This window comes from Clostridium sp. JS66 (assembly GCF_033561535.1).
Lineage (GTDB): Bacteria > Bacillota > Clostridia > Clostridiales > Clostridiaceae > Clostridium_AM > Clostridium_AM carboxidivorans.
Genome location: NZ_CP131467.1, coordinates 5,017,048 through 5,042,743, shown reverse-complemented (window position 1 = coordinate 5,042,743; position 25,696 = coordinate 5,017,048). Strand labels below are relative to the sequence as shown.

Annotated in this window: 25 protein-coding genes and 1 other annotated feature; of the genes, 24 read left to right on the top strand and 1 reads right to left on the bottom strand. The window is 29.7% G+C overall.

Features of this window, described 5'->3' with window-relative positions:
* The first annotated feature begins 82 nt into the window (after positions 1-82).
* From Q6H37_RS23270 to Q6H37_RS23180, 19 genes are all read left to right on the top strand, one after another.
* Entirely contained in the window at positions 83-538 is a 456-nt protein-coding gene (locus tag Q6H37_RS23270) for an RrF2 family transcriptional regulator (protein ID WP_007063740.1), read from the top strand.
* Positions 531-1,733: a cysteine desulfurase NifS gene (nifS, locus tag Q6H37_RS23265; protein ID WP_318736946.1), complete on the top strand. Its 1,203-nt coding sequence runs from the start codon at positions 531-533 to the stop codon at positions 1,731-1,733. The genes Q6H37_RS23270 and nifS overlap by 8 nt, the downstream gene beginning before the upstream one ends.
* Positions 1,734-1,738: 5 nt before the next feature.
* Positions 1,739-2,167: a Fe-S cluster assembly scaffold protein NifU gene (gene nifU / locus Q6H37_RS23260; RefSeq protein WP_318743138.1), complete on the top strand. Its 429-nt coding sequence runs from the start codon at positions 1,739-1,741 to the stop codon at positions 2,165-2,167.
* A 120-nt stretch (positions 2,168-2,287) separates the two neighbouring features.
* Positions 2,288-2,794 (top strand): PRC-barrel domain-containing protein, encoded by a 507-nt coding sequence (locus tag Q6H37_RS23255; protein WP_318736944.1) that lies wholly within the window; start codon positions 2,288-2,290, stop codon positions 2,792-2,794.
* Positions 2,781-3,803 carry an AI-2E family transporter gene (locus tag Q6H37_RS23250; RefSeq protein WP_318736943.1) on the top strand — a complete coding sequence of 341 codons (1,023 nt, stop codon included), beginning with the start codon at positions 2,781-2,783 and terminating at the stop codon, positions 3,801-3,803. Before Q6H37_RS23255 ends, Q6H37_RS23250 begins: the two co-directional genes overlap by 14 nt.
* Before the next feature lie 97 nt (positions 3,804-3,900).
* Positions 3,901-4,136, top strand: a binding site (T-box leader).
* A gap of 52 nt (positions 4,137-4,188) precedes the next feature.
* Entirely contained in the window at positions 4,189-6,828 is a 2,640-nt protein-coding gene (alaS, locus tag Q6H37_RS23245) for an alanine--tRNA ligase (RefSeq protein WP_318736941.1), read from the top strand.
* Between the two features lie 62 nt (positions 6,829-6,890).
* The gene (locus Q6H37_RS23240; protein ID WP_007063587.1) at positions 6,891-7,142 is read left to right on the top strand and encodes an IreB family regulatory phosphoprotein; all 252 of its coding nucleotides are present in this window, start codon (positions 6,891-6,893) and stop codon (positions 7,140-7,142) included.
* A 151-nt stretch (positions 7,143-7,293) separates the two neighbouring features.
* The gene (gene ruvX, locus Q6H37_RS23235) at positions 7,294-7,710 is read left to right on the top strand and encodes a Holliday junction resolvase RuvX (RefSeq protein ID WP_007063586.1); all 417 of its coding nucleotides are present in this window, start codon (positions 7,294-7,296) and stop codon (positions 7,708-7,710) included.
* Between the two features lie 23 nt (positions 7,711-7,733).
* On the top strand, positions 7,734-8,000 hold the full coding sequence (locus Q6H37_RS23230; RefSeq protein ID WP_007063585.1) for a DUF1292 domain-containing protein: 267 nt from the start codon (positions 7,734-7,736) through the stop codon (positions 7,998-8,000).
* A gap of 155 nt (positions 8,001-8,155) precedes the next feature.
* Positions 8,156-8,611 (top strand): Fur family transcriptional regulator, encoded by a 456-nt coding sequence (locus Q6H37_RS23225; protein ID WP_007063584.1) that lies wholly within the window; start codon positions 8,156-8,158, stop codon positions 8,609-8,611.
* 151 nt (positions 8,612-8,762) lie between these two features.
* A complete protein-coding gene (locus Q6H37_RS23220; RefSeq protein WP_007063583.1) occupies positions 8,763-10,430 on the top strand; it encodes a ribonuclease J in 1,668 nt (555 codons plus the stop codon).
* A 78-nt stretch (positions 10,431-10,508) separates the two neighbouring features.
* Positions 10,509-10,859, top strand: coding sequence for a YlbF family regulator (locus tag Q6H37_RS23215; RefSeq protein ID WP_318736937.1), 351 nt, complete (start codon positions 10,509-10,511; stop codon positions 10,857-10,859).
* Positions 10,860-11,010: 151 nt separating this feature from the next.
* A complete protein-coding gene (typA, locus tag Q6H37_RS23210; RefSeq protein ID WP_318736936.1) occupies positions 11,011-12,834 on the top strand; it encodes a translational GTPase TypA in 1,824 nt (607 codons plus the stop codon).
* A gap of 172 nt (positions 12,835-13,006) precedes the next feature.
* Positions 13,007-13,654, top strand: a complete 648-nt coding sequence (locus Q6H37_RS23205; RefSeq protein ID WP_007063580.1) for an O-methyltransferase — start codon at positions 13,007-13,009, stop codon at positions 13,652-13,654.
* A 1-nt stretch (position 13,655) separates the two neighbouring features.
* The gene (locus Q6H37_RS23200) at positions 13,656-14,876 is read left to right on the top strand and encodes a U32 family peptidase (protein ID WP_318736933.1); all 1,221 of its coding nucleotides are present in this window, start codon (positions 13,656-13,658) and stop codon (positions 14,874-14,876) included.
* A gap of 27 nt (positions 14,877-14,903) precedes the next feature.
* Positions 14,904-15,530: a uridine kinase gene (gene udk, locus Q6H37_RS23195; protein WP_007063578.1), complete on the top strand. Its 627-nt coding sequence runs from the start codon at positions 14,904-14,906 to the stop codon at positions 15,528-15,530.
* Positions 15,531-15,590: 60 nt separating this feature from the next.
* Entirely contained in the window at positions 15,591-17,249 is a 1,659-nt protein-coding gene (locus Q6H37_RS23190) for a penicillin-binding transpeptidase domain-containing protein (RefSeq protein ID WP_318736932.1), read from the top strand.
* 133 nt (positions 17,250-17,382) lie between these two features.
* Entirely contained in the window at positions 17,383-18,084 is a 702-nt protein-coding gene (sigK, locus tag Q6H37_RS23185; RefSeq protein WP_007063576.1) for an RNA polymerase sporulation sigma factor SigK, read from the top strand.
* Between the two features lie 243 nt (positions 18,085-18,327).
* Positions 18,328-19,383 carry a type IV pilus twitching motility protein PilT gene (locus tag Q6H37_RS23180; protein WP_318736930.1) on the top strand — a complete coding sequence of 352 codons (1,056 nt, stop codon included), beginning with the start codon at positions 18,328-18,330 and terminating at the stop codon, positions 19,381-19,383.
* Between the two features lie 39 nt (positions 19,384-19,422).
* Here the strand turns inward: Q6H37_RS23180 and Q6H37_RS23175 are convergent, their stop codons facing one another.
* Positions 19,423-19,581, bottom strand: coding sequence for a hypothetical protein (locus tag Q6H37_RS23175; RefSeq protein ID WP_318736928.1), 159 nt, complete (start codon positions 19,579-19,581; stop codon positions 19,423-19,425).
* 422 nt (positions 19,582-20,003) lie between these two features.
* Here Q6H37_RS23175 and Q6H37_RS23170 point away from each other — a divergent pair, with 422 nt between their 5' ends.
* The 5 genes from Q6H37_RS23170 (at position 20,004) to sigE (ending at position 25,675) form a co-directional block, all read left to right on the top strand.
* A complete protein-coding gene (locus Q6H37_RS23170) occupies positions 20,004-21,278 on the top strand; it encodes a glycosyltransferase family 2 protein (protein WP_318736926.1) in 1,275 nt (424 codons plus the stop codon).
* Positions 21,279-21,452: 174 nt separating this feature from the next.
* On the top strand, positions 21,453-22,724 hold the full coding sequence (ftsA, locus tag Q6H37_RS23165; protein ID WP_318736924.1) for a cell division protein FtsA: 1,272 nt from the start codon (positions 21,453-21,455) through the stop codon (positions 22,722-22,724).
* A 15-nt stretch (positions 22,725-22,739) separates the two neighbouring features.
* Positions 22,740-23,870: a cell division protein FtsZ gene (gene ftsZ / locus Q6H37_RS23160; protein ID WP_318736923.1), complete on the top strand. Its 1,131-nt coding sequence runs from the start codon at positions 22,740-22,742 to the stop codon at positions 23,868-23,870.
* A gap of 229 nt (positions 23,871-24,099) precedes the next feature.
* Entirely contained in the window at positions 24,100-24,900 is an 801-nt protein-coding gene (gene spoIIGA, locus Q6H37_RS23155) for a sigma-E processing peptidase SpoIIGA (RefSeq protein WP_318736921.1), read from the top strand.
* 67 nt (positions 24,901-24,967) lie between these two features.
* Positions 24,968-25,675 carry an RNA polymerase sporulation sigma factor SigE gene (gene sigE / locus Q6H37_RS23150; protein ID WP_007061497.1) on the top strand — a complete coding sequence of 236 codons (708 nt, stop codon included), beginning with the start codon at positions 24,968-24,970 and terminating at the stop codon, positions 25,673-25,675.
* The last annotated feature ends 21 nt before the right edge of the window (positions 25,676-25,696 follow it).

Here is a 25,696-nt window from a genome sequence, read left to right as displayed (position 1 = left end):
TATTGTTGACAACTTTACTCTGGTTTGATATTATATATCTATAAAGCATAGTAAAATACTCAACATTAAAGGAAGTGGTTAAGTGAAGCTATCAACTAAGGGACAATATGGTGTAAAAGCTATGGTTGATCTGGCTGTTCACTATGGTGAAGGACCATCATCCATAAAAAGTATAGCAGAAAGACAGAATATTTCTGAATACTACTTAGAGCAATTATTTTCACCTCTTAGGAAAGCAAATTTGATAAAAAGCATAAGAGGAGCTCAAGGCGGTTATGTACTTGAAAGAGAGCCAAAGGATATGACTGTGTTTGAAATAATGGAAGTATTAGAAGGACCAGTAGAAATATCTAAATGTATAGATGAACACAATGAAAATTCTTGTGGTAATATGGATTGTTGTGCTACTAGACTTTTATGGTCAAGAATAAAGGAAAGTATAGATAGTGTTATGAAAGCTACCACTCTTGAAGACATGGTAGAAGATTATAAAAAAATGAAAAGTAACAAGGTGAAAGGGGATAATATTAATGAATAAAAATGTTTATATGGATTATTCAGCTACTACTTATACAAAGCCTGAGGTACTAAAGGAGATGCTTCCATATTTTACAGAATATTTTGGAAACCCATCCTCATTATATTCAATGTCAGATGCTCCTAGAAAGGCTATAGATAAAGCAAGAGAAAGAGTAGCTAAGGCATTAAATGCTTCTAAAGATGAAATATTCTTTACTGCAGGAGGTTCTGAAGGTGATAACTGGATATTAAAAGGTATAGCCTTTGCAAATAAAAACAAGGGAAATCATATAATAACTACAAAAATAGAACATCATGCCATATTACATACAGGTAAGTTCTTAGAGAAAAGTGGTTTTGATGTAACTTATTTACCAGTAGATGAGTATGGACTTATAAGAATAGAAGATTTAAAGAAAGCAATTACAGATAAAACTATACTTGTTTCAGTAATGTTTGCTAATAATGAAGTAGGTTCAATTCAACCTATAGAAGAAATAGGAAAGATATGTAAAGAACATAATATTTATTTCCATACTGATGCAGTGCAAGCTGTAGGACATGTAAAGATAGATGTGCAAGCTATGAACATAACTGCATTGTCTTTAGCTGCACATAAGTTCTATGGACCTAAGGGTGAAGGTGCATTGTATTTAAGAAAAGGAACTAAAATAGAAAATTTAATTCATGGTGGAGCACAAGAAAGAGGAAAGAGAGCTACTACTGAAAATGTACCTGGAATAGTAGGTCTTGGTAAAGCAATAGAAATTGCTGTAGAAGAATTAGAACCAGAAGCTAAGAGATTAACTAAACTTAGAGATAAGCTTTTAAATGGTCTTGTAGAAAAGGTTCCTTATGTTAAAGTTAATGGACCAATAGGCGAAAAGAGAATGCCTGGAAATGTTAATGTAAGTTTCATTGGAATAGAAGGAGAAACTTTATTATTAGATTTAAATGATGCAGGTATATTTGCTTCTACAGGAAGTGCGTGTGCATCAGGATCATTAGATCCATCTCATGTACTTTTAGCACTAGGTTTAAAACATGAAGTAGCTCATGGTTCATTAAGATTAAGCTTAGGAGCAGGAACTACTGAGGAACAAGTAGATTATGCACTAGAAGTAATACCTAAAATAGTTGAAAGAAGAAGAGAAATGTCACCACTTTGGGAAGATTTTATAAAAACAGAAAATGCAAAGAAAGAAGGTAGATAAATATGATGTACAGTGAAAAAGTTATGGATCACTTTAGAAATCCTAGAAATGTAGGAGAAATTCCAGATGCTAATGGTATTGGAGAAGTTGGAAACCCACAATGTGGAGATATAATGAAAATATATATTAAAGTTGAAAATGATATAATTGAAGATGTAAAATTTAAAACTTTTGGATGCGGATCAGCTATAGCATCTTCAAGTATGGCTACAGAACTTATAAAAGGAAAAAAGGTTGATGAAGCTTGGGAATTAACTAATAGAGCAGTAGCTGAAGCTTTAGATGGACTTCCACCAGTAAAAATGCACTGCTCGGTTCTTGCAGAAGAAGCTATTCATAAAGCTATAAATAATTATAGAGAATCTCAAGGATTGGAACCTTGGGCAATGAAGACACATTCAGAAACTATTCATGAACATGTGAACGGAAATTAAAATATAATTTATAAAAATATAACCTTATTTTAAGGTTATATTTTTTTTGCCATTGCACAAAATACAGCAAAGGAAGTTATTCAAGTTTTATAACTTAATTATAAATAGAGGTGATGAAACTTGTATAGATCAAAAGATTTTACACTTATGGATGTTATAAATGTAAATGGCAAAAAACTCGGATTTATAAATGATTTGCTTGTAGATTTTTATATTAAAAAGATAATAGGATTTAGAATTGCTCCATATGGACTATTGAAAAAAACTTTAAATGTACTTATAGAAGATGTAGTTAGTTTTAATTCGGTAATGGTTATTACAAAAACAACTTCAGGAGATTTTTTGCAATTTAAAAGCATTAAAGATATGGATGTGAGAGATGAAAAAGGCAATATATTGGGTATGGTAGAAGATATAATATTTGATAAAATGTCTTTCAAAATAAGTTCACTGGTAGTATCTATGGGTTTTATAACCAATTTTTTATCTGGTAAGAAAATAATATTGATTAAGGATATTTTAATAGGAGAAGAAAGTTTGTTGTTTAATGGAAGAAGTGAAAACCTAAGTTTTTGTAGTTTACCACATAAATTGTTTACGGAAGATGATTTGAATGAAAAAAGTTAAAAGAATATATAAGTACATATTAACTATTATAATTGTATTTTTAATAATACTTCTAGGTTTAAGAAGTTCTGCTATTAGAGAAGCGATATATTTACTGTTTATTTCTTTTATAATTGCTTATACTTTAAGACCAATGAATAAGTATATGGAGCAAAATGGAATAAGAAAAAAATTTGCAGCAGTAAGTCTCATATGCGTTTTAATATTAATTACAATGACAATTTTTTTGCTAATCGTACCATCTGCTTTTAAGGAAAGTTTAAATATAAGTTATACAATAGATAAAATACAAAAAATTATAGATAATTTATATTCAAAGTTAAAGCCTATAAGTAATAATAAAACCATTTATGCAGTAATAAATAATGTATCTATAAAGATGAATAATCAATTAATTAGTTTGTTTTCAAAAATATTTGATTCAGCTTTAAATATAGGTCAAAATATAGTGTCTATTGCGGTTATACCTATAATATCTTATTATTTTTTAGCAGATGGAGACAATATAGCAAATAAATTATTAAATTTTTTTCCAATTAAGAGTAGAAATATGGTAAAAAAAATAAGCAAGGACATAGATAAAATATTAGGTAGATATATAGTTAGTCAGCTGCTTTTATGTGCATTTATTGGAATTGTAACTTTTGCAATTTTAATATTTCTACATGTAGATTTTCCTATAATTTTATCCATACTAAATGCTTTTTTTAATATAATACCCTATTTTGGACCAGTTTTTGGAGCTGTGCCTGCAATTTTTATAGCACTGATTAAATCGCCACAAAAAGCTATGTGGGTATTGATATGGTTATATTTATTACAACAAATAGAGGGTAATATATTATCACCTAAAATTACGGGGGATAGTGTAAACATGCATCCACTTATGGTTATAATATTACTTGTAGTAGGTGGAAAGATTGCCGGTTTTCTAGGAATGATACTTGCTATTCCAGTAGGAGTTATGATAAAGGTAATTTATGAAGACTTGAATTACTACTTATTTTAAATAAGTTCAATTCCGATTTATGTAAATTTTGCGATTTATTAGCTGATACTGTTGACATATGAATTATTTTTAATTATAATTTGTATCATAATTAGATATGAAGGCAATGATTGGAAGGAGTATTTATATTTCTACATAAAGAGAAGAAGTGGAAGGTGAAAACTTCTTGTAGGATATATTGAAGCAGTCCAGGAGTCATAAGCTTTAAAGAGACACAGCTTTATTTTAAGAAGTGATTACTGAACTCAAGTTTTAATTTTTATGTATTTGTAAATTAAAACGTTTTAGCTGTGTAATTAGGGTGGTACCACGGAAACAGCTTTCGTCCCTTTTGGGATGGAAGTTTTTTTGTTACAAAACATTAAGAATAAAGGAGAGATAATTTATGAAAAAGATAGGTTTAAATGAACTTAGAGAAATGTATTTAAAATTCTTTGAAAGTAAAGAACATTTGAGATTACCGAGCTTTTCACTTGTTCCTAAAAATGATAAAAGCTTATTGCTTATAAATGCAGGAATGGCACCTTTAAAGCCATATTTTACAGGGCTGCAAGTGCCTCCTAAGACAAGAGTTACAACTTGTCAGAAGTGTATAAGAACAGGTGATATTGAAAATGTGGGTAAAACATCAAGGCATGGTACGTTTTTTGAAATGTTAGGTAATTTCTCTTTTGGTGATTATTTTAAGGAAGAAGCTATTCCATGGGCGTGGGAATTTACTACAGAGGTATTAAAGCTTCCTAAAGATAAATTATATGTAACTATTTATTTAGATGATGATGAAGCTAATGATATATGGGTTAAAAAGACAGATGTAGATCCATCAAGAATATTTAGATTGGGAAAAGATGATAATTTTTGGGAGCATGGGGTAGGACCTTGTGGACCTTGTTCTGAAATTCATTTTGATAGAGGAAATGAAAAAATAAATACAGTAGAAGAATTTTTGAAAGCAGCAGATGAAGATAGAGTAGTTGAATTCTGGAATCTTGTATTTACACAGTTTGACAAAGATGAAGATGGAAATTACAATAAGCTAAAAAATCCTAATATAGACACAGGTATGGGACTTGAAAGAATAGCTACAATTATGCAGGGAACAAATAGCATTTTTGAAGTTGATACTATAAGAGCCATATTAGATGAAGTTAGTAAAGTATCAAAAATTGAATATGGAAAAGATGAAAAAAGCGATATATCCATGAGAGTAATAACAGACCATGTTAGAAGTGTTAGTTTTATGATTAGTGATGGAATATTGCCTTCAAATGAAGGCAGGGGATATGTTCTTAGAAGATTGCTTAGAAGAGCTGCTAAGCATGGAAAATCTTTAGGAATAAATAATGCATTTTTATATAAACTAACAGATATAGTTATAGATAATTCTTGTGGAAACTATGCTGAACTTGCAGAAAAAAGAGATTATATTAAAAAGGTTATAAAACTAGAAGAAGAAAGATTTGATGAAACTATAGATAGTGGAATGCAAATTTTAAATGAATTTATAGAAAATTTAAAAATTAATAATGAAACTATTTTATCAGGAGAAAAAGCATTTAAGTTATATGACACTTATGGATTTCCAATAGAGCTTACTGAAGAAATACTTGAAGAAAAAGATATGAAAGTGGATTTAGAAGGCTTTAATAAAGAAATGCAAAATCAAAGAGAAAGAGCTAGAGCTGCAAGAGAAGAGACCAACTATATGGGAGCAGAAGATACTATATTAAATAAAATACCTTTAGAAATAGAAACAAAATTTAATGGATATGATACTTTGCACACTACTTCAAAGGTTAAAATTTTAATTAAAAATGAAGAATTTGTTTCAACTATGGTAGAAGGAGATAAGGGTGTAATAGTCACAGAAAATACTCCTTTTTATGCAGAAATGGGAGGTCAAATAGGTGACCACGGTATAATATCTACAGATTCATTTAAGGCAGAGGTTGTGGACTGCAAGAAAAATGTAGCAGGAAAAATACTTCATTTTGTAAAGGTATTGAGTGGAACTATAGGTGTAGATCATCAAGTAACTTTAAATGTAAATGAAGCTAGAAGAAATAATATAAGAAGAAATCATACTGCAACACATTTATTAAATGAAGCATTGAGAAAAGTTCTAGGAGAACATGTTCATCAATCAGGTTCTTATGTAGACGATGAAAGATTGAGATTTGACTTTAATCATTTTGAAGCACCAAGTCATGAGGAATTAAAAAAAGTTGAAGCTTTAGTTAATGATGAAGTAGTAAAAGTACTAAATGTGCAAACACAAAGCATGAGTTTAGAAGAAGCAAAAGAAACTGGAGCTATTGCTTTGTTTGATAACAAATATAAAGATGAAGTTAGAGTAGTATCAGTAGGAGATTTTAGTAAAGAATTGTGCGGAGGAACTCATGTATCAAATTCTGGAGAAATAGGTTTGTTTAAGATAATATCCGAGGCTGGTGTGGCTGCTGGTATAAGAAGAATAGAAGCAGTTACTGGACCTAAAGCAATTGCATATGTAGAAGCTAAAAATGATCTTATTAAGGAAATTGGTAACAAGCTAAGATGTTCTGAAAAGGAGATAATTCATAAACTAGATTTGCAGGCTCTTGAACTTAAAGAAAAAGATAAAGAAATTGCAGAATTAAAATCTAAACTTGCGGGAAGTGCAGAAGATGAAATATTAAATGGGCTCCAGGAAGTAAAAGGAATTAAACTTTTTACTGGTGTACTAAAAGATGTAGATGGAAATGCACTTAGAGATTTAGCAGATAAGATCAGGAATAAAGGTGGAGAATGTGTAGTTGTTCTTGGAAGTGTAGTAGAAGGGAAAGTTCAGTTTGTATCTATGACTACTAAAGAGGCAATTGCTAAAGGAGTTCACTGTGGAAAAATTATCAAGGAAGTAGCAGCTATAGCTGGTGGCGGTGGCGGTGGAAGACCTGACATGGCTCAAGCTGGTGGAAAACTTCCTGAAAAAGTGGAAGATGCAATAGGAAGTTGTGTATCAATACTGGAAAAACTAGTTAAATAGTATACATTTTCACGAATATAGGCTATAATAGAATTAGTAGAATTACTAGCGGGGTGATATAAATGGGTAACGATAATACTATTCAGTTTAATATTCCTAAAGATAAAGAAGATTTGACTAAAGAAATATTAACTGAAGTCTATGATTCTCTAATTAAAAAGGGATATAACCCTGTAAATCAATTAGTTGGTTATTTAATTTCAGGGGATCCTACATACATTACAAATTACAATGGAGCTAGATCCTTAGTTAGAAAGTTAGAAAGAGATGAAATATTAGAAGAAGTATTAAAAGCATATTTAGGAATAAAATAAAATCTGTTCCAAATGGGTTTTTAAACTCATTTGGAACAAATTATGTCGATGAATGAGATTAAAATATAATTGTATATATTGCAATTTTGATAAAATTTGATTTTAACAATAACACATTGTACAATACGATAATGAAATTAGGAGAATGAAAATGAGAATACTAGGATTAGATGTAGGCGATAGGACTATTGGTGTTGCCGTAAGTGATCCCCTTGGGTTTACAGCACAAGGTATAACTACGATAAGAAGAAAAAGCCAAGATGCAGACATAAAGGAACTTAAAAATATTTGTGATGAATATAATGTGGAGACTATTGTATCTGGACTTCCTAAAAATATGAATGGAACCTTGGGGCCACAAAGTGAAAAGGTATTAAAATTTTGCGAAGTGATAAAAGAAAAAATAGGGCTTCCAATTAAAATGTGGGATGAAAGATTAACCACTGTAGCAGCACATAGAGCTATGTTAGAGGCAGATTTATCTAGAAATAAGAGAAAAAAAATAGTTGATAAGATGGCTGCAATATACATACTTCAAGGATATTTAGATAGTATTTCAAATAAATAAACAAATAAATGAGGTGAAAAACCATGGAAAATGATGTAACAACTATCATTTTAAATGATGAGGATGGCAAAGAGGTAGAGTTTGATGTAGTTACTAAAATGGATATAGAAGATAAAGAATACGTGATAGTTGCTCCAAAAGATAAAGAAGAGATAGATGAAGCGATAGCATTAAGAATAGATGTAGACGAAGAAGGTAATGAGGTATTAACTACTGTTGAAGATGAAGATGAATTTGCAATGGTAGAGGAAGCTTATGAAACTTTATTCAGTGAAGATCAACTTAATTAATGTTTAATGCAAAAGCTATGATATTCATAGCTTTTATAATTTTATATAAGGCTAATGAAAATTAATTTTAACGAATTAATTTATTTTCAATTGACAATCAATTAAATACGTATTAAACTATGGTTTGAAAATAATTATTGAAATGGGGTTATATAATGTCAAAGCTTTCACCTGAAGAAACAGAAAAACTTAAGAATAATTTAAAGGAAAAAGGCTATAAGTTTACCCCTCAGAGAAGAGCTATTATAGATATAATAATAAAGAATGAAGGTAGCCATCTTACAACGGAAGAATTATATGATTTAGTAAAGAAGGATTGTCCAGAAATAGGATTGGCTACAGTATATAGAACAGTTCAATTATTAGAAGAATTAGGAGTTATATGTAAATTAGAACTTAATGATGGGTGTAGTAGATATGAGCTAATTCATGAAGAGGAAAATCATCAACACCATCATTTGATATGTACTAATTGTGGGAGTGTTATTGAAGTTCAGCATGATTTGTTGGATGATTTAGAACATGAAATTGAAGAAAAATATAATTTTAAGATTACTAATCATAGTCTGAAATTTTATGGAATATGCAGTAAATGTAAAAATGAAACTTAATTCAGATAGTATATGTATACCATCTGAATTTTAGCTGAATTTATCCAGCCCATAGCAGTCGCTTTTTATTGCTTTTATAATCAAGTAGTATTATTAGGATAGCTATTGGATAAAATATTTTAAAAATTATAAAAAAGGAGGGAAGATTTTTTTGCGAAAGGAAAAAGAGAAAATAAAAATCATTCCATTAGGTGGATTAAATGAAATAGGAAAGAACCTTACAGCAATAGAGTACAAAAATGACATAGTAGTAATCGACTGTGGATTAAGCTTTCCAGACGATGAAATGCTAGGAATAGATTTGGTAATACCTGATATAACATATCTACAAAAAAATATAGAGAAGGTTAAGGGTATATTTTTAACTCATGGACATGAAGACCATATTGGAGCGTTACCTTATGTATTAAAAGAAATGAATGTACCTGTCTATGGAACAAAATTAACGTTGGGTATTATTCAAACAAAATTAAAGGAACACAATTTGTTAAGTGTAGTAGAGTTAAAATGTGTAAAACCAAAAGATATAGTTAAATTAGAGAATGTATCTGTAGAATTTATAAGAACCAGCCACAGTATTGCAGATTCAGTAGCTATTGCAATTCATACGCCTATCGGAGTTATTTTACACACAGGAGATTTTAAAATTGATTACACACCTATTGATGGATGTGTAGCTGATTTAGCAAGATTTGCAGAATTAGGTAAAAGAGGGGTACTAGTTATGCTGGCAGATAGTACTAATGTGGAGAGGCCAGGATACACTATGTCTGAAAGTACTGTAGGAGAAACATTTGGCAGAATTTTCACTAATGCTAAAGGAAGAATAATTGTGGCAACATTTGCTTCCAATATTCACAGAATACAACAAATAATTACAGAATCAATAAAGTATAATAGAAAAGTTGCTGTTTCTGGAAGAAGTATGGAAAATATAATGGAAGTTGCAATGGAATTGGGATATATAGATGCTAATAAAGATGTATTTATTAATGTTGATAATATAAACAAATATCCTAATAATAGAATAACTATTGTTACGACAGGAAGCCAGGGAGAACCTATGTCAGCACTCTCAAGAATGGCATCTTCAGAACACAAAAAGGTAAATATAATACCAGGAGATAGAGTTATTATATCTGCTAGTGCTATACCAGGAAACGAAAAATTAATTTCAAAAGTTATAAATCAGTTGTTTAAAAAGGGAGCAGATGTAATTTATGAGGCGTTGGCAGATGTTCATGTTTCTGGTCATGCATGTCAAGAGGAATTAAAACTTATGCATACGCTTGTAAAACCTAAATTTTTTATGCCTGTACATGGTGAATACAGACACTTAAAACAACATGCAGAGTTGGCTGTTAAATTAGGACTTCCATCAAGTAATGTTGTAATTGCTGATAATGGTGATGTAATAGAAGTAACAAGAGATTCTATTAGAAAAAATGGAACTGTTATTTCTGGTCAGGTATTTGTAGATGGCTTAGGTGTAGGTGATGTTGGAAATATAGTATTGAGAGATAGAAAACATCTTTCACAGGATGGTATACTTACAGTCGTAGTTACTATTGAAAAAGAAAGTGGAAGTGTAATTGCTGGACCGGATATTATTTCAAGAGGATTTGTTTATGTAAGAGAATCTGAAGATTTAATGGAAGAAGCAAGAGAACTAGTCAAGGATGCCTTGAAAAAATGTGAGGAAAAACATATAACTGAATGGGCAAGCATAAAATCAAATATAAAGGAAGTTCTTAGAGTATTCCTTTATGAAAGAACAAGAAGAAAGCCAATGATACTTCCTATAATTATGGAAATATAATTATAGATTTAAATTTTATTTGGCACTTGTTTGGATTTTAAGTTAAAGTTTCAATTATAAATAAGGAGGAGTTTATTTATGAATATCTATGATAAGGCTCACGAATTTGCAAAAGAGTTGGGAAATTGTCCGGAAGTTATTAACCTTAGAGAAGCAAGTAAAGGCATTGAAGGCAATGATAATAATAAAAAAATGTTGGATGATTTTAGAAAATTGCAGATAGAAGCTTACTCACAGCAAATGCAGGATGGAAAAGTATCTGATGAAATAACAGAAAAACTTAAAAATTTAGGACCAATTATATCTACTAATCCTGCTGTAAGCAATTACATTCAGGCAGAGCAAAGATTCAGCATTGTATGGAATGATGTTTTAAAAATTTTAAATGATGCAATAGGTATAGATTTTACCTTTGGAATGAATAAATAAAATACTTCAAAAGTTGACTTTTTAAAGTTATGATACTAAAATAGATAGGGTAAGCATAATTGGGTACTTTATAAGTATCCAATTTTTTTGAGTGCTTATTAGGATATAAGGTTACATTTAGTGATTTAAACAAAAAATTGGAGGAATAATAATGGAATTATTTACAAGAAACGATATAAGGAATGTGGCAATAATCGCACACGTTGACCATGGTAAGACTACACTAGTAGATGCACTTCTTAAGCAAAGCCATGTGTTTAGAGAAAATGAAAAAGTTCAAGAAAGAGTAATGGATTCAAATGATCTTGAAAAAGAAAGAGGTATCACTATACTTTCGAAAAATACAGCAGTTATGCACGATGGAATAAAAATAAATATAGTAGATACTCCTGGTCATGCTGATTTTGGAGGAGAAGTTGAACGTGTACTTAAAATGGTAGATAGTGTTTTACTTGTAGTAGATGCTTATGAAGGACCAATGCCTCAAACTAAGTTTGTATTGAAAAAGGCTTTGGAGCTTGATCTAAGACCTATAGTAGTTATAAATAAAATAGATAGACCAGATGGAAGACCAGCAGAAGTTTTAGATGAAGTATTTGATTTATTTGTAGAGCTTGGTGCAAGTGATGAACAACTAGATTTTCCAGTAGTTTATTGTTCAGCTAGAGCTGGCTTTGCAAAAAAAGAATTAGAAGATGAGTCAGATAATATGGACCCAATGTTTGATGTTATAGTGAAAAATGTTCCAGCACCACAAGGTCATCTGGACATGCCGCTTCAAATGTTAGTTACAACTATAGACTATAATGAATATGTAGGTAAAATTGGTATAGGAAAAATACAAAGGGGAAGTATAAAAAAGAATCAGCAAGTAGCTTTAGTGAGAACAGATGGACAAATAGATAATGTGAAAATTTCTAGTCTTTATGTGTACAATGGACTTAAAAGAGAAGAAACAGATGAAGCTAAACTTGGAGATATAGTAGCAGTTGCTGGTATTCCAGATATAAATATAGGAGAAACTATAGCAGATAGTGCTAATCCAGAAGCTCTTCCTTTTGTTGAGATAGATGAACCTACATTAAGCATGAACTTTATGGTTAATGACTCACCATTTGCAGGAAGAGATGGAGACTTTGTTACATCAAGACACTTAAGAGACAGACTTATGAAAGAATTAGAAACTAATGTATCTTTAAGAGTAGAAGAAACAGAAAGTGCAGATTGTTTCAAAGTAAGTGGAAGAGGAGAACTTCATCTTTCAGTGTTAATTGAAACTATGAGAAGAGAAGGATATGAATTCCAAGTTTCTAAGCCATCAGTTATATTTAAAGAAGAAAATGGTAAAAAGTGTGAACCTATTGAATACCTTACAATAGATGTACCAGAAGAATTCATGGGAGTTGTTATGGAAAAGCTAGGACCTAGAAAAGGTGAGATGGTAAACATGACATCTGCTATTAATGGATATACAAGACTTGAATTTAAGATTCCTGCAAGGGGACTTATAGGATTTAGAAATGAATTTATGACTGATACAAAAGGTAATGGTATAATGAACCACGTATTAAGTGGATATGAACCATATAGAGGAGAAATTCCTGAAAGAACTAGAGGATCACTAGTTGTATTTGAAACAGGTACATCTATTGGTTATGGATTGTTTAATGCACAAGAAAGAGGAACATTATTTATAGAACCAGCTACAGATGTATATGCTGGAATGATAGCAGGACAATGTTCAAGAGCAGAGGATATAGAAGTTAATGTATGTAAGAAGAAACATTTGTCTAATACTAGATCATCAGGTGCAGATGATTCTTTAAAATTAGTACCAGTAACTCAAATGAGCTTAGAGCAAAGTCTTGAATTTATAGGTTCTGATGAACTTGTAGAAATTACACCTAAAAATATCAGAATGAGAAAGAAAATATTAGATTCTGATACTAGAAAGAGAGCTTCGAGAAAAAAATAAATTAAAGCATAATGAAAAAAATGTTTTATTAAATCATATATGTAATTAAAAAATAAGTAGTGCATGAATAAAGCCAGAAGTATCATCTTTTTAAAAGATATGCTTCTGGAAAATTTTATATGCATATATTGAGAAAAATAATTGATTTTGATTAAATATTTTGGAGGAAATAATGAAGGGTATCACATATGATTATATGGAACAATATATAAGATCTCTTATAGAAGAGCATAATGAACCTTTAAAAGAATTAGAGGATTATGCTCATGAAAATAATGTTCCTATAGTACATAAAGAGGTTGCTAGATTTTTGGAGCTTATGATAAATATCAAAAAGCCTTTAAAAATATTAGAACTTGGTACTGCTATAGGATATTCATCTATCCTTATGAATATAAGTTCTAAAGGCAATAGTGAAATAACAACTATTGAAAGAGATGAAAAAATGATAGCAGCAGCCCAAAGAAATATTGAAAAGTATGGATTTGCAGATAAAATTAAAATAATCCAGGGTGACTGTCTGGAAGTATTAAAGCAATTAAATGATAAATATGATTTAATATTTATGGATGCAGGGAAAGGTCATTATAATCACTTTCTTCCTGAATGCATGAGATTATTGAACAAGGATGGCATAATAATAGCAGATAATGCATTATTTAGAGGAATGGTTGCTTCTGATGATTTAGTGGAAAGAAGAAAAATAACCATAGTTAAAAGAATGAGAGAATATTTAAAACTTGTATCTGATAACAAAAGCTTTATAACTTCAGTTATACCTATGGGAGATGGAATTGCAGTTACAACAAGGAGGGATTGATTTGAAAAAGCCTGAATTATTAGCACCTGCAGGAAATTTAGAAAAGTTAAAGACGGCTATAAATTTTGGAGCAGATGCGGTTTATCTTGGCGGTAGTAAACTTAATTTAAGAGCTTTCGCAGATAATTTTACAGATGAGGAATTAAAAGAAGCATTAGAATATGCTCATGAAAGAGGAAAAAGAGTATTTGTTACTATAAATGTTTTTCCACATAATGAGGATTTAATTGGATTGGAAGAATATTTAAAAAAGTTATATGAACTAAAGGTAGATGCCATACTTGTATCAGATCCAGGAATTATTATGACTGCTAGAGAAACGGTGCCGGATCTAGAACTTCATTTAAGTACACAAGCAAACAATGTTAACTGGAAATCTGCGCAGTTTTGGCATAAACAAGGAGTAAAGAGAATTGTTTTAGCTAGGGAGTTATCTTTAACTGAGATTAAGGAAATAAGAAATAAACTTCCAGAAGATTGTGAGATAGAGGCTTTTGTGCACGGATCTATGTGTATGTCCTATTCTGGTAGATGTGTTATTTCAAATTATATGACAGGAAGAGATTCTAATAGAGGACAATGTGCTCAACCATGCAGATACAAGTATTATTTAATGGAAGAAAAGAGACCTAATGAATATTTTCCTATACTTGAAGATGAAAGAGGAACATACATATTAAATTCAAAAGACTTGTGCATGATAGAATATATACCAGAGCTCGCTCAGGCAGGTATAAATTCTTTTAAAATTGAAGGCAGAATGAAAAGTCCTTATTATGTTGCTAGCATAGTTAAGGCTTACAGACAGGCGATAGATGCATATTTTGAAAATCCTAAAGAATATAAATTCCAGAAAAAGTGGATGGATGATCTTACAAAGGCGAGCCACAGAGTATATTATACAGGCTTTTATTTTGGAGATGCTAATAAACAGGCACAGGAATCTTCTAATTACATAAGAGAATATGATATTGTTGGAATAGTTAGAGATTATGATAAATCCACAGGTGTTGCTACTGTAGAACAAAGGAATAGAGTATTTGAAGGAGATACAGTAGAGATTTTTAGATCAGAGGGTGACAGTTTTGAAATATGCTTAAATGATATGAAAAATAGTAAAGGTCAAAAAATAGAAGTAGCACCTTCAGCTCAAATGATATTTACAGTTACCACATCAGTGGAACTAAAGAAAGATGATATGCTTATAAAGAAAAGAGATTAGTGTAATAAACTTGAGAGGGGGATACGAATGAAACGTCCAATTTTAATAGGTATTACTGGCGGAACTGGTTCGGGAAAAAGCACAATTGCTAAAGAAATATATAATAAGTTTGGTGAAGATTGTATAGCTATGATAGAGCAGGATTCCTATTATAAAGATCAAAGCCATCTTTCTATGGAAGAAAGAGTAAAAACTAATTATGATCATCCTAATGCTTTTGATACACAACTTTTAATAGAACATTTGGAGACACTTTTAAAAAAACAAGCTATAGATAAACCTGTTTATGATTTTGAGTCACATAACAGAAAAAAGGAAACTATAAGGATTGAGCCTAGAGAAATTGTGATAGTAGAAGGTATACTTGTACTTGAGGATGAAGAAATAAGAAATCTTTTAGACATAAAATTGTATGTAGATACAGATGCAGATGTGAGAATAATAAGAAGAATACTAAGGGATATAAATGAAAGAGGTAGAACTGTAGATTCTGTTATAAATCAATACTTAAATGTAGTAAGGCCAATGCATATGCAATTTATAGAACCTACTAAAAGATATGCTGATATTATAATACCAGAAGGTGGACATAACAAAGTTGCTATAGACATTATAGTGGCTAATATAAAACAATTTTTACAAAGAGAAGAGTAAATTATTGAATAAAAAACCTCATTTTGGACAAAATTTTAGTTTGAGATGAGGTGTTTTTTTATGATGATAAAATTAAATAGGAATACGATAAAAAAGAGACAATATGTAATTTTTTGCATGTTTATAATATTTATTATAGGCATTTATATTAGAATAGTTTATTTTCAGTATTTTAGCTCAAATAAACTAAGTGTTATGGCTAACTCACAGTATTCTTATAAAGAAGATATTACAGATGCAAACTACATGCTTTTTGATTCAAATGGAAAACAATTACTTGATTATAAAAAGAAGTATTATGTAGTTATATGTCCAGATATATTTATTAAAAATAATCAGGATACTGATTCGGATAAAATTTTGACTTTAATATATATATTAAGAAATTATAATAATGAATATGACTTATCTAAGATAACCAATTTAAGCAGCAGCCAAAAGTTGTACTATGAAATAGATGAAAATACATATAATAAATTGAAAAATGTGAAAGGAGTAAAGGGATTTTATACTTACACGTATTCTTCAATAAATAGAGATGGTACCTGGAAAATAGAGAACTTATTAACTAGTACTAAAAAAACAGATAGTAATCAACTAAAGTCATCGAATTCATTAGAAATGCAGATTGCTGGTAAAACTAAGAATAATAAAAAACCTCAAGTTATAATAGATAGAGATGTAAATGGAAATGTAACAAATGAAAAGACAGAATTGCCTGAAAAAAATATGAATGTAAGACTTACTGTGGATAAAAATATAGAGGATAAAATTAAAGAGACTTTAAATAATGACAAGTATAAGAATTTTAGTCAAATAGGAGTAGTACTAATGGAGGCAAATACAGGGAACATAAAAGCTATGGTTCAAAAAAATGATAATCTACCTAATATAAATTTAGGAGCAGCAACTAACCATGGATTTTTTCCAGGATCCATATTTAAAGTAATAGTAGAAGAAGCTGGCTTGGATAGGAAAACATTAAGTCTAAATGATAAGTTTACATGTAAAGGACTATACGAATCGGAAGAACCACCACACGGTACTTTGAATCCAGCGCAAGCGTTAATAGAATCCTGTAATGATATATTCTTTCAAATAGGAAATAAAGTAGGATTTAATAATTTTTATGATAATGCTAAGTCTCAAGGTTTATTGGAAAAATCACTAGGTTTAGACTGTGAAAAGGAAGGGAATTTTGAAGTTAAAGATCCTAAGTATGGTGATGGTAGTTTAGGTGCAGCCTCAATTGGGCAGGGTATTAGAATAACTCCTATAGAAGCTATAAATATAGTTAACACAGTTATTAATGAAGGTGTTTATGTAAAACCTAAAATTTTAGATGCTTATGTTGATGATAACAATAATGAAATAGAAAAATTAAATTCTAATGGCCACCCTGTCATAGAAAAATCTACAGCTAATATACTGAAGAACCAAATGATAGAGGTAATAAAGCAGGGGACTGGAAAAGCAGCAGCCGTAGATAATGTGGAGATGGGTGGTAAAACAGGAACCACGCAAAGAGTAGAAATGTCTAAATCATTAGCAAAGTCAGAAGAACATTCAGATGGATGGTTTGTAGGATTTTTCAAATTTAAAGGAAAATATTATTCTATGGTTGTATTTGTAAAAGATATAGATAAAGATAAAGAAAGCGGCGGTATTACAGCTGCACCAGTTTTTAAGGATGTTGTTAGTAAACTAATAAGTAAATAGTCATTTAACTTTCATGATATGAGTATAATGCGAAGTATTATTTTTATATCATGAAGTAAAATTTGTTTGTACAGGCACTTTTTTTAATATTAGCTCATAGTATATTAATAAGCACTATTAGGAGGAGCATCCCGTGTTTTTAACCAACTGCTTATTAGATCTTGCAGGCAGCATGGTATTTCTCACTGCCTATATTACAAATAACAGTTCCTTTCCACAACCTTTAAACGATAAAGAAGAAGAATATTATTTAAAAAAGTTTAAGGAGGGGGATTTACTAGCCAAGAATATTTTAGTTGAAAGAAATTTAAGATTAGTAGCTCATATTGTAAAAAAATATTCATATCCAGGAAAAGAAGTAGATGACTTGATATCCATTGGTACTGTAGGATTAATAAAAGCTATAGATTCCTTTGATGCTTCAAAGGGAACTAGACTTGCTACTTATGCTGCTAAGTGTATAGAAAATGAAATACTTATGCTTATAAGAAATAATAAAAAAACTAAAGGCGAAATATATCTTCAAGATCCTATTGGAATAGATAAAGAAGGAAATGAAATTTCCCTTTTAGATGTACTTAGTAGTGATGAAGATTCTATAATTGAGATTGTGGAGAGTAAAATACAGGTAAAAAAACTATATGATAAAATGAATACTTGCTTAGCAGAAAGAGAAAAAAGTGTGGTAGAAATGCGTTATGGACTTTTAGAAGGAAAACCAAAAACTCAAAGAGAAATAGCTAAAATTCTTGGTATATCTAGATCTTATGTATCAAGAATAGAAAAGAGAGCATTAAAAAAATTGTACAAAGAATTAAATTATGGGAAAAAGTGAAGATTAAAAATTAATGATTAAGATTTTAATTATTCTTAGTCATTAATTTTTAGTTTTTTATAAATTTGTCTTTTGTAAAAGGAATTTAATAAAATTTGTAGAATATTAACTTTAAGGCAAGTAAGATTTAACTAATAGGTTACTAACTTCTTTATAATACATTTTACAAAAAATTAAACTAGATAACATATTGAATTTGCAAAATTATAATTATAGTAAGGATTGACGAAAGGAGAACTTAAAGTGATATCACTAAAGGAATTATTGGAAATAACCATTAAAAATAATGCATCTGATTTACATTTAACTGTAGGAGTTCCACCAATAATAAGAATAAATGGAGAATTATCAACTGTTAATAGTGAAAAACTTCAACCAGCAGATACGGAAAGTTATAGTAAAGAAATTTTGAATGAAGACTACGAAGAATATATTAAAAAAGGTGAATTGGATACTTCTTTTTCTGTATCGGGATTAGGAAGATTTAGAATTAATTTGTTTAAGCAAAGAGGAAGTTGTTCACTAGCTATAAGGGTTGTAGGACTAAAGATACCTTCAATAGGTGATTTGAATTTTCCATCTGTAATAAAAGAAATTACAAATAACAAAAGAGGTCTTGTATTAGTTACAGGTCCTACTGGATCAGGGAAAAGTACTACATTAGCGGCAATGATAAATGAAATAAATTGTACTAGGGCAGCACATATTATTACTCTTGAAGATCCAATTGAATATTTACATAAACATAATAAATCTATAATAAACCAAAGGGAAATAGGAAAAGATAGCTTGAGTTATCATAATGCTTTAAAAGCGGTTTTAAGAGAAGATCCAGATGTTATTCTTGTGGGAGAAATGAGGGATTTGGAAACTATTTCTATAGCACTTACAGCTGCTGAAACAGGGCACTTGGTATTTTCTACGTTACATACAATAGGTGCATCGAAAACTATTGATAGAATAGTTGATGTATTTCCTCCATATCAACAGCAGCAAGTAAAAACACAATTAGCAGCAGTCCTTAAAGGGATTATATCACAACAACTGTTGCCTAAAGTTGATGGTAATGGAAGAATAGCAAGTTTAGAAATAATGATAGCAACTGCAGCTATTCAAAATATGATAAGAGAAGGAAAAACTCATCAAATAGAATCTTCTATACAAACAGGAGCTAAATATGGTATGAAAACTATGGATATGTCTTTAGCTGAGTTATACAAAAGAGGAATGATATCATATGAATGTGCTTTGAGCTATGCTATGGATAGGGATATACTAAGCAGAATAATATCATTGTAATTAAAAATAAAAATAGGACCTAAGTCCTATTTTTATTTATTAGAATATAAAGTAGTCAAACATTTTTAAACAAGTTTTATTGGAATCAGAATCTAAATATACAGAAAGATCATCTTTAATTTGATCAGTACTTTCCTTCTCACTATCACATATATTCATAGTATCTACAGTATACATTTTTTCAAGCATAGCATCCATAAATAAACCTCCTCAAATTTTAAAATTTTTATTTAAAATTTTAAAGAGAATTTATCCAAAGGATTCATCTTTTTTATGAAGCCTTCGCAAATCAATATAAAAGATCAGTTCGTAGCGCCTCATAAGGCTCTACCCCCTTTTCAATGGCTGTACTATAACAGCAAATTTAATTTGTTATAATTATATAATAACACATGGAAAAATTAATAACAAATCGTGTATATACCATTAAAATAATTTAAAATTGAAAAAAATTTTAATATTCATTAATAAAATGATTTATGTACATTTTTCCTATGTATATCTCATGGTTAAGCATTTTTCCAAATGAGTGTAAAATATTTTTTACTTATTTATTACAAATTATATAGTAATTAATTTTTATTTATGCTAAAATAACTTTGAATTAGGGGGGATAAGTGGTGAGCATTTTTAAAGATATAATTCATGGCACCTCTAGTGTTTTTACCTGTATAGTATATGTTATAACGATATATTATTTATGTATATCATTTTTTGGTATATTGAGGAAAAAGAACGAAAGAGCCGTAGAACCAAAAAAAATTTTTGCTTTAATTGTAGCAGCACACAATGAAGAAATTGTCATAGGTGACATTGTAGAAAGCTTAAAAAAGCTTGATTATCCTAAAGAACTTTACGACATTTTTGTTATTGCTGATAATTGTACAGATAAAACTGCCGAGAAGGCAAGAGAAAAAAATGCTATTGTGTATGAAAGAACAAATAAGGAAAAGAGAGGAAAAGGGTATGCTCTAGAATGGATGTTTGATAAAATATTTAAGCTAGATAAAAAATATGATGCTATTGCCATATTTGATGCTGATAATTTGGCTCATAAAAATTTTTTGAAAGAAATGAATAAAAAATTATGTGAAGGATTTAAAGTTGTCCAAGGATATTTAGATAGCAAAAATCCAGAAGATACGTGGATTACAGGAAGTTACTCTATATCTTTTTGGTCAAATAATAGGATGTTTCAAAATGCAAGAAGTAACTTGGGATTATCTACACAATTAGGTGGAACAGGTTTTTGTGTGGATGCAGAAATATTAAAAAAGTTAGGATGGGGAGCAACTTGTCTTACAGAGGATTTAGAATTTACATGTAAAATTGTGTTATCAGGTTACAAAGTAGGATGGGCTCATGATGCAATAATATATGATGAAAAACCCTTAACACTTTCTCAATCTTGGTGGCAGCGAAAAAGATGGATGCAAGGATTTGCAGATGTTGCTAGTAGATATTTTTTCAAATTGTTAAAGAAATCTATAACCAATTTTAGTTTTACAGCATTAGATTGTGCATTATATAGCATACAGCCTATAGTAGCTATTTTAATAGGTATTTCTGCAGTAACAGGTATAATTCAATATTGTATGAAAGGACTTAACTTAATAAACAACTTTAATACATTTATATATTCTGTTAACTTTGACTTACTTCATATTACAATAGCATTATTAGCAATATTTCAATTTATATATACTCCATTTATTTTAGTATTAGAAAAAAAATTGAATAAAAAAATATTTTGGTATTACATATTGTATCCAATATATGCTATTACTTGGTTTCCTATTTCGGTTCAAGGAATTATAGATAGGAATAAAAAGGAATGGAGTCATACTGCGCATACTAGAAGTGTAAAAATAAATGATTTAGATAAAGCTAACTAAAAAATGGGAAAGGTTCAAATCCTTTCCTTATTTTTGCAATGCTTACATTTAAAAACTATATTATTTAACTATATTTGAGATTTTATTAAAATATGATAAAATAATAAGAGGAAAAATAGAATTTTTGTTGAATATATAATTTTGGATGGTTCTCTAAGGGGGGAAAAGCACTTAATGGATGAATATATAGTTGGAATAGACATTGGGTCATCAAAAGTTCGTGCTGCTGCAGGAAAAGTTGATAGGTACGGCAAAGTACAAATTATGGGAGTTGCATCGGCAAAATGTAATGGAGTAAAAAAAGGAATTGTCGTTGATATAGATAATACTTCTGAAGCTGTAAAGGAGTGTATTGCAGCTTTGGAAAGAATGGTAGATATAAAAATTAAAGAAGCGTATATCTCTTTACCAGGTGGCATAAGTGAATTACTTTGGAATAAAGGTGTAGTAGCTGTATCTTCAGAAGATAGAGAAATAAGAGAAGGCGATGTAAAAAGAGTTTTAAAAGCATCTAAAATTGTTACAATTCCATCCGATAAAGAAATTATAGGAGTTATACCTGAGCAGTATATAATTGATGGTTATGATAAGATAAAAGATCCTATAGGTATGAGTGGGTTAAGATTAGAAGTAGATGCACAGATAATTTTAGCTCAGACCACTGTTGTTAATAATCTTTTTAAAAGTGTAATTAAGGCTGAAGTGAAAGTTTTGGGAGTAGTATTTCAACCTTTAGCTATATCACAAGCTGTACTTAAAGATGATGAAATTCAAAGAGGTGTAGCAGTGATAGATGTGGGGGCTGAATGTACAAATATTTATGTTTACGAAGGAGGAAATTTAGCCAGTATTCAAACAGCAGCCTTAGGAGGAAGTATTATAACCAATGATATTTCTGTATGCTTAAAAATACCTTTTTCTGAAGCTGAAAATCTAAAGAAAAAGCATGTTAGCTTAGGTGAAGATAACGCCAATTATAACATAAAAATAGAAGTTAATGCTGATTACAATAATAAAATTAAAGTAGATAATTATATGCTAAAGCAAATAGTTGAAGCTAGAGTAGAAGAATTACTGTATATAATAGATGAAAAACTAAAAAGTAGTGAGTATTATGAAAAAGTATCAGGTATAGTTATAGTTGGTGGAGGTTTAGGACTAATTAAGGGTATTGAGGATTTTAGCAAGAATATAATTAAGAAACCAGTTAGAATAGGAACTCCAGGCACTGTTGGTGCATCTAGTCCTTTATATGCATGTACAGTTGGTATAGTTAATGATGTTTCTTATGCTGTGAAGGGTAATAAACTTTCGGCTGATATTGAAAAGCAACCAGAAAAGAAATATAAAGAGTATACTAAAAGTAAAGATAAAAAAGAAATTAGAAATGAAAACAAAAATGGAATTATGTTAAAAATAAAAGAATTTTTTACGGATTTTTTCTAATAAGGAGGTAGTATTGTGCTAGACTTTGATGTTGATGTTCAACAATTTGCTCAAATAAAGGTAATAGGCTGCGGTGGCGGAGGAAACAATGCTGTCAACAGAATGATAAGAGAAGGCCTTAAAAATGTTGAATTTATAGCTATAAACACAGATAAACAGGCTTTAATGTTATCACAAGCATCACAAAAAATACAAATAGGAGATAAACTTACTAAAGGATTAGGAGCAGGTGCTAATCCTGAAATTGGTCAAAAGGCTGCTGAAGAGAGCAAAGATGAAATATCCCAAGCCATAAAAGGAGCTGATATGGTTTTTATAACAGCAGGTATGGGAGGAGGAACAGGTACTGGAGCAGCACCTGTTATTGCTGAAATAGCTAAATCTATGGGAATACTTACAGTAGGTGTAGTTACTAAGCCTTTTCCATTTGAAGGTAGAAAGAGAATGCTTCATGCAGAATTAGGAATAAAAGATTTAAAGGAAAGAGTGGATACACTAGTTACTATACCAAATGAAAGATTATTGAGTATTGTAGATAAAAAGACCACTTTAATGGAATCCTTTAAATTTGCAGATGATGTTTTAAGACAAGGTGTTCAAGGTATATCAGATCTTATTACTATACCTGGACTTGTTAATCTAGATTTTGCAGATGTTAGAACTATTATGATAGATAAAGGACTTGCTCATATGGGAGTAGGTAAAGGAACTGGAGATAATAGAGCTCAAGAAGCTGCAAAACAGGCTATATCAAGTCCATTACTTGAAACTTCAATAGTAGGAGCTACAGGAGTTTTATTAAATATAACAGGTGGACCAGATCTAGGACTTTTAGAAATAAATGAAGCAGCAGAAATAGTTCAAGAAGCAGCAGATCCAGATGCAAATATTATATTTGGTGCAGTAATAGATGAAAACATAAAGGATGAAATAAGAATTACTGTAATTGCTACAGGTTTTGAATCGGAAGATATAAAAGGCAAACCAGAAGTTAGTTCAAAAGCTAACATAGAACAGCCTAAACATAATAATAATGTAAATGATTTTGATGGCAAAGATGAAGCTGCTACATCTAAAGTAGAATATAAAAATTATGACGAAAGTAATCTTGAAATTCCAGCTTTTTTAAGAAGACAAAAAAGGTAATAGTATGATGCAATAAAAAACCATGTATAACGAGTAATGGCTATACATGGTTTTTTATTTTATTTTTTGAGAAATTAAGTTGAAAATCATTTTCATAAAACTGAATTTATTGAAATAATATGGAAAATAAAAATATTACTTTTTATTAAGAAGTGACAAAATTTTAGAAAAAATAGGTATATAATAAGAATATGAAAATGGTAATAAATGGATGGAGGTGAGGCAGTATTTGATTGTATATTTAGACGTACTGATCTTGGAAAACTTAATAGTAAATTTATTTCTTTTGTATATAACGGCTCAATCATTGAGAGTAAGAGCAAAACTAATAAATATGATTTTCTCATCAGCTGTAGGAAGTATATATGTAATAACTTTACTTTATCCTAAACTAAATATTTTTTCGCATTTTCCATTTAAAATTTTAATAGCTGCAATTATGATATTAATAATCTTTAGAAGAATAAAATTTATATTTTTTATAAAAGCTTTAGGAATATTTATCTTATATTCTATGGTACTTGCAGGAGCATGCATTTTTATAGAATATAGCAATTGTAGTAACTATATTAGTTGTTTTGCAATTACAAACTTTTCTTATAAGAAACTTATGATTTCAATTATGATAATATATATGCTTATTCATAGAACAATAATTTATATAAAGGATAGAAAAGATTTAAGATGTTTAATATATGATATAGACATTGTGATGAAAAATTCAAAAAAGACTGTAGAAGCTTTTTTAGATACAGGTAATGAATTAAGAGAACCTGCTACAAATTTGCCTGTAATAATAGTAGAAAAGTCAGTTTTTCAAGATATGGATTTAAATACTTATGATAAATTTTATATTCCTTATAGGGTTGTTAATGGTGCAAATGGTAATTTGCAAGGATTTAGACCTGAATATATAAAAATACATGGTTCAAAGGAAGAATTAGTAAGAGAAGTTATAGTAGCTTTTTGTGAAGAAAAATTAAGTGATTTTAATGAATACCATGCGCTTTTATCTAGAGGAGTTATGTAATGGTATCAAGTAATACATAGCTATCATAGATGGAGGACAACCATATTAATTATTTGGAGGATGAGTTATGATAAAACTAAAAATATTGCTGAATAGAATTTTAATTAAAATAAAGTTTTTGGCTGGGAAAATTTATTATATAGGTGGAAGTGATGTGTTACCTCCTCCACTTAGTAAAAAAGAAGAAGATGATTTGGTATCTAAGCTTGATGGAGGAGAAGAGAAGGTTAGATCAACTTTAATAGAACGTAATTTAAGACTTGTGGTTTATATAGCAAGAAAATTTGAAAATACAGGGGTAAATGTAGAAGATTTAGTTTCAGTAGGAACTATAGGACTTATTAAGGCTGTTAATACTTTTGATCCAAGTAAAAAAATAAAATTGGCTACATATGCTTCAAGATGTATTGAAAACGAAATACTCATGTATTTAAGAAGAAATAGTAAAGTAAAAGCTGAAATATCCTTTTATGAGCCTTTAAACATAGATTGGGATGGAAATGAATTACTCTTATCTGATATATTAGGTACAGATAATGATGTGGTTTACAATTTGATAGAGGATGAAGTAGACAAACAATTACTTATGGTAGCCATGAAAAAACTTAATGATAGGGAAAAGGAAATAGTTAATTTAAGATTTGGTCTAAATGGACAAGGCGAGAAAACTCAAAAGGAAGTAGCTGATATGCTTGGTATATCACAATCTTATATTTCAAGATTGGAAAAAAGAATAATAAAGAGGCTAAAAAAAGAAATAAATAAAATGTTGTAAGGTTGTCTTTAGTATAAAATT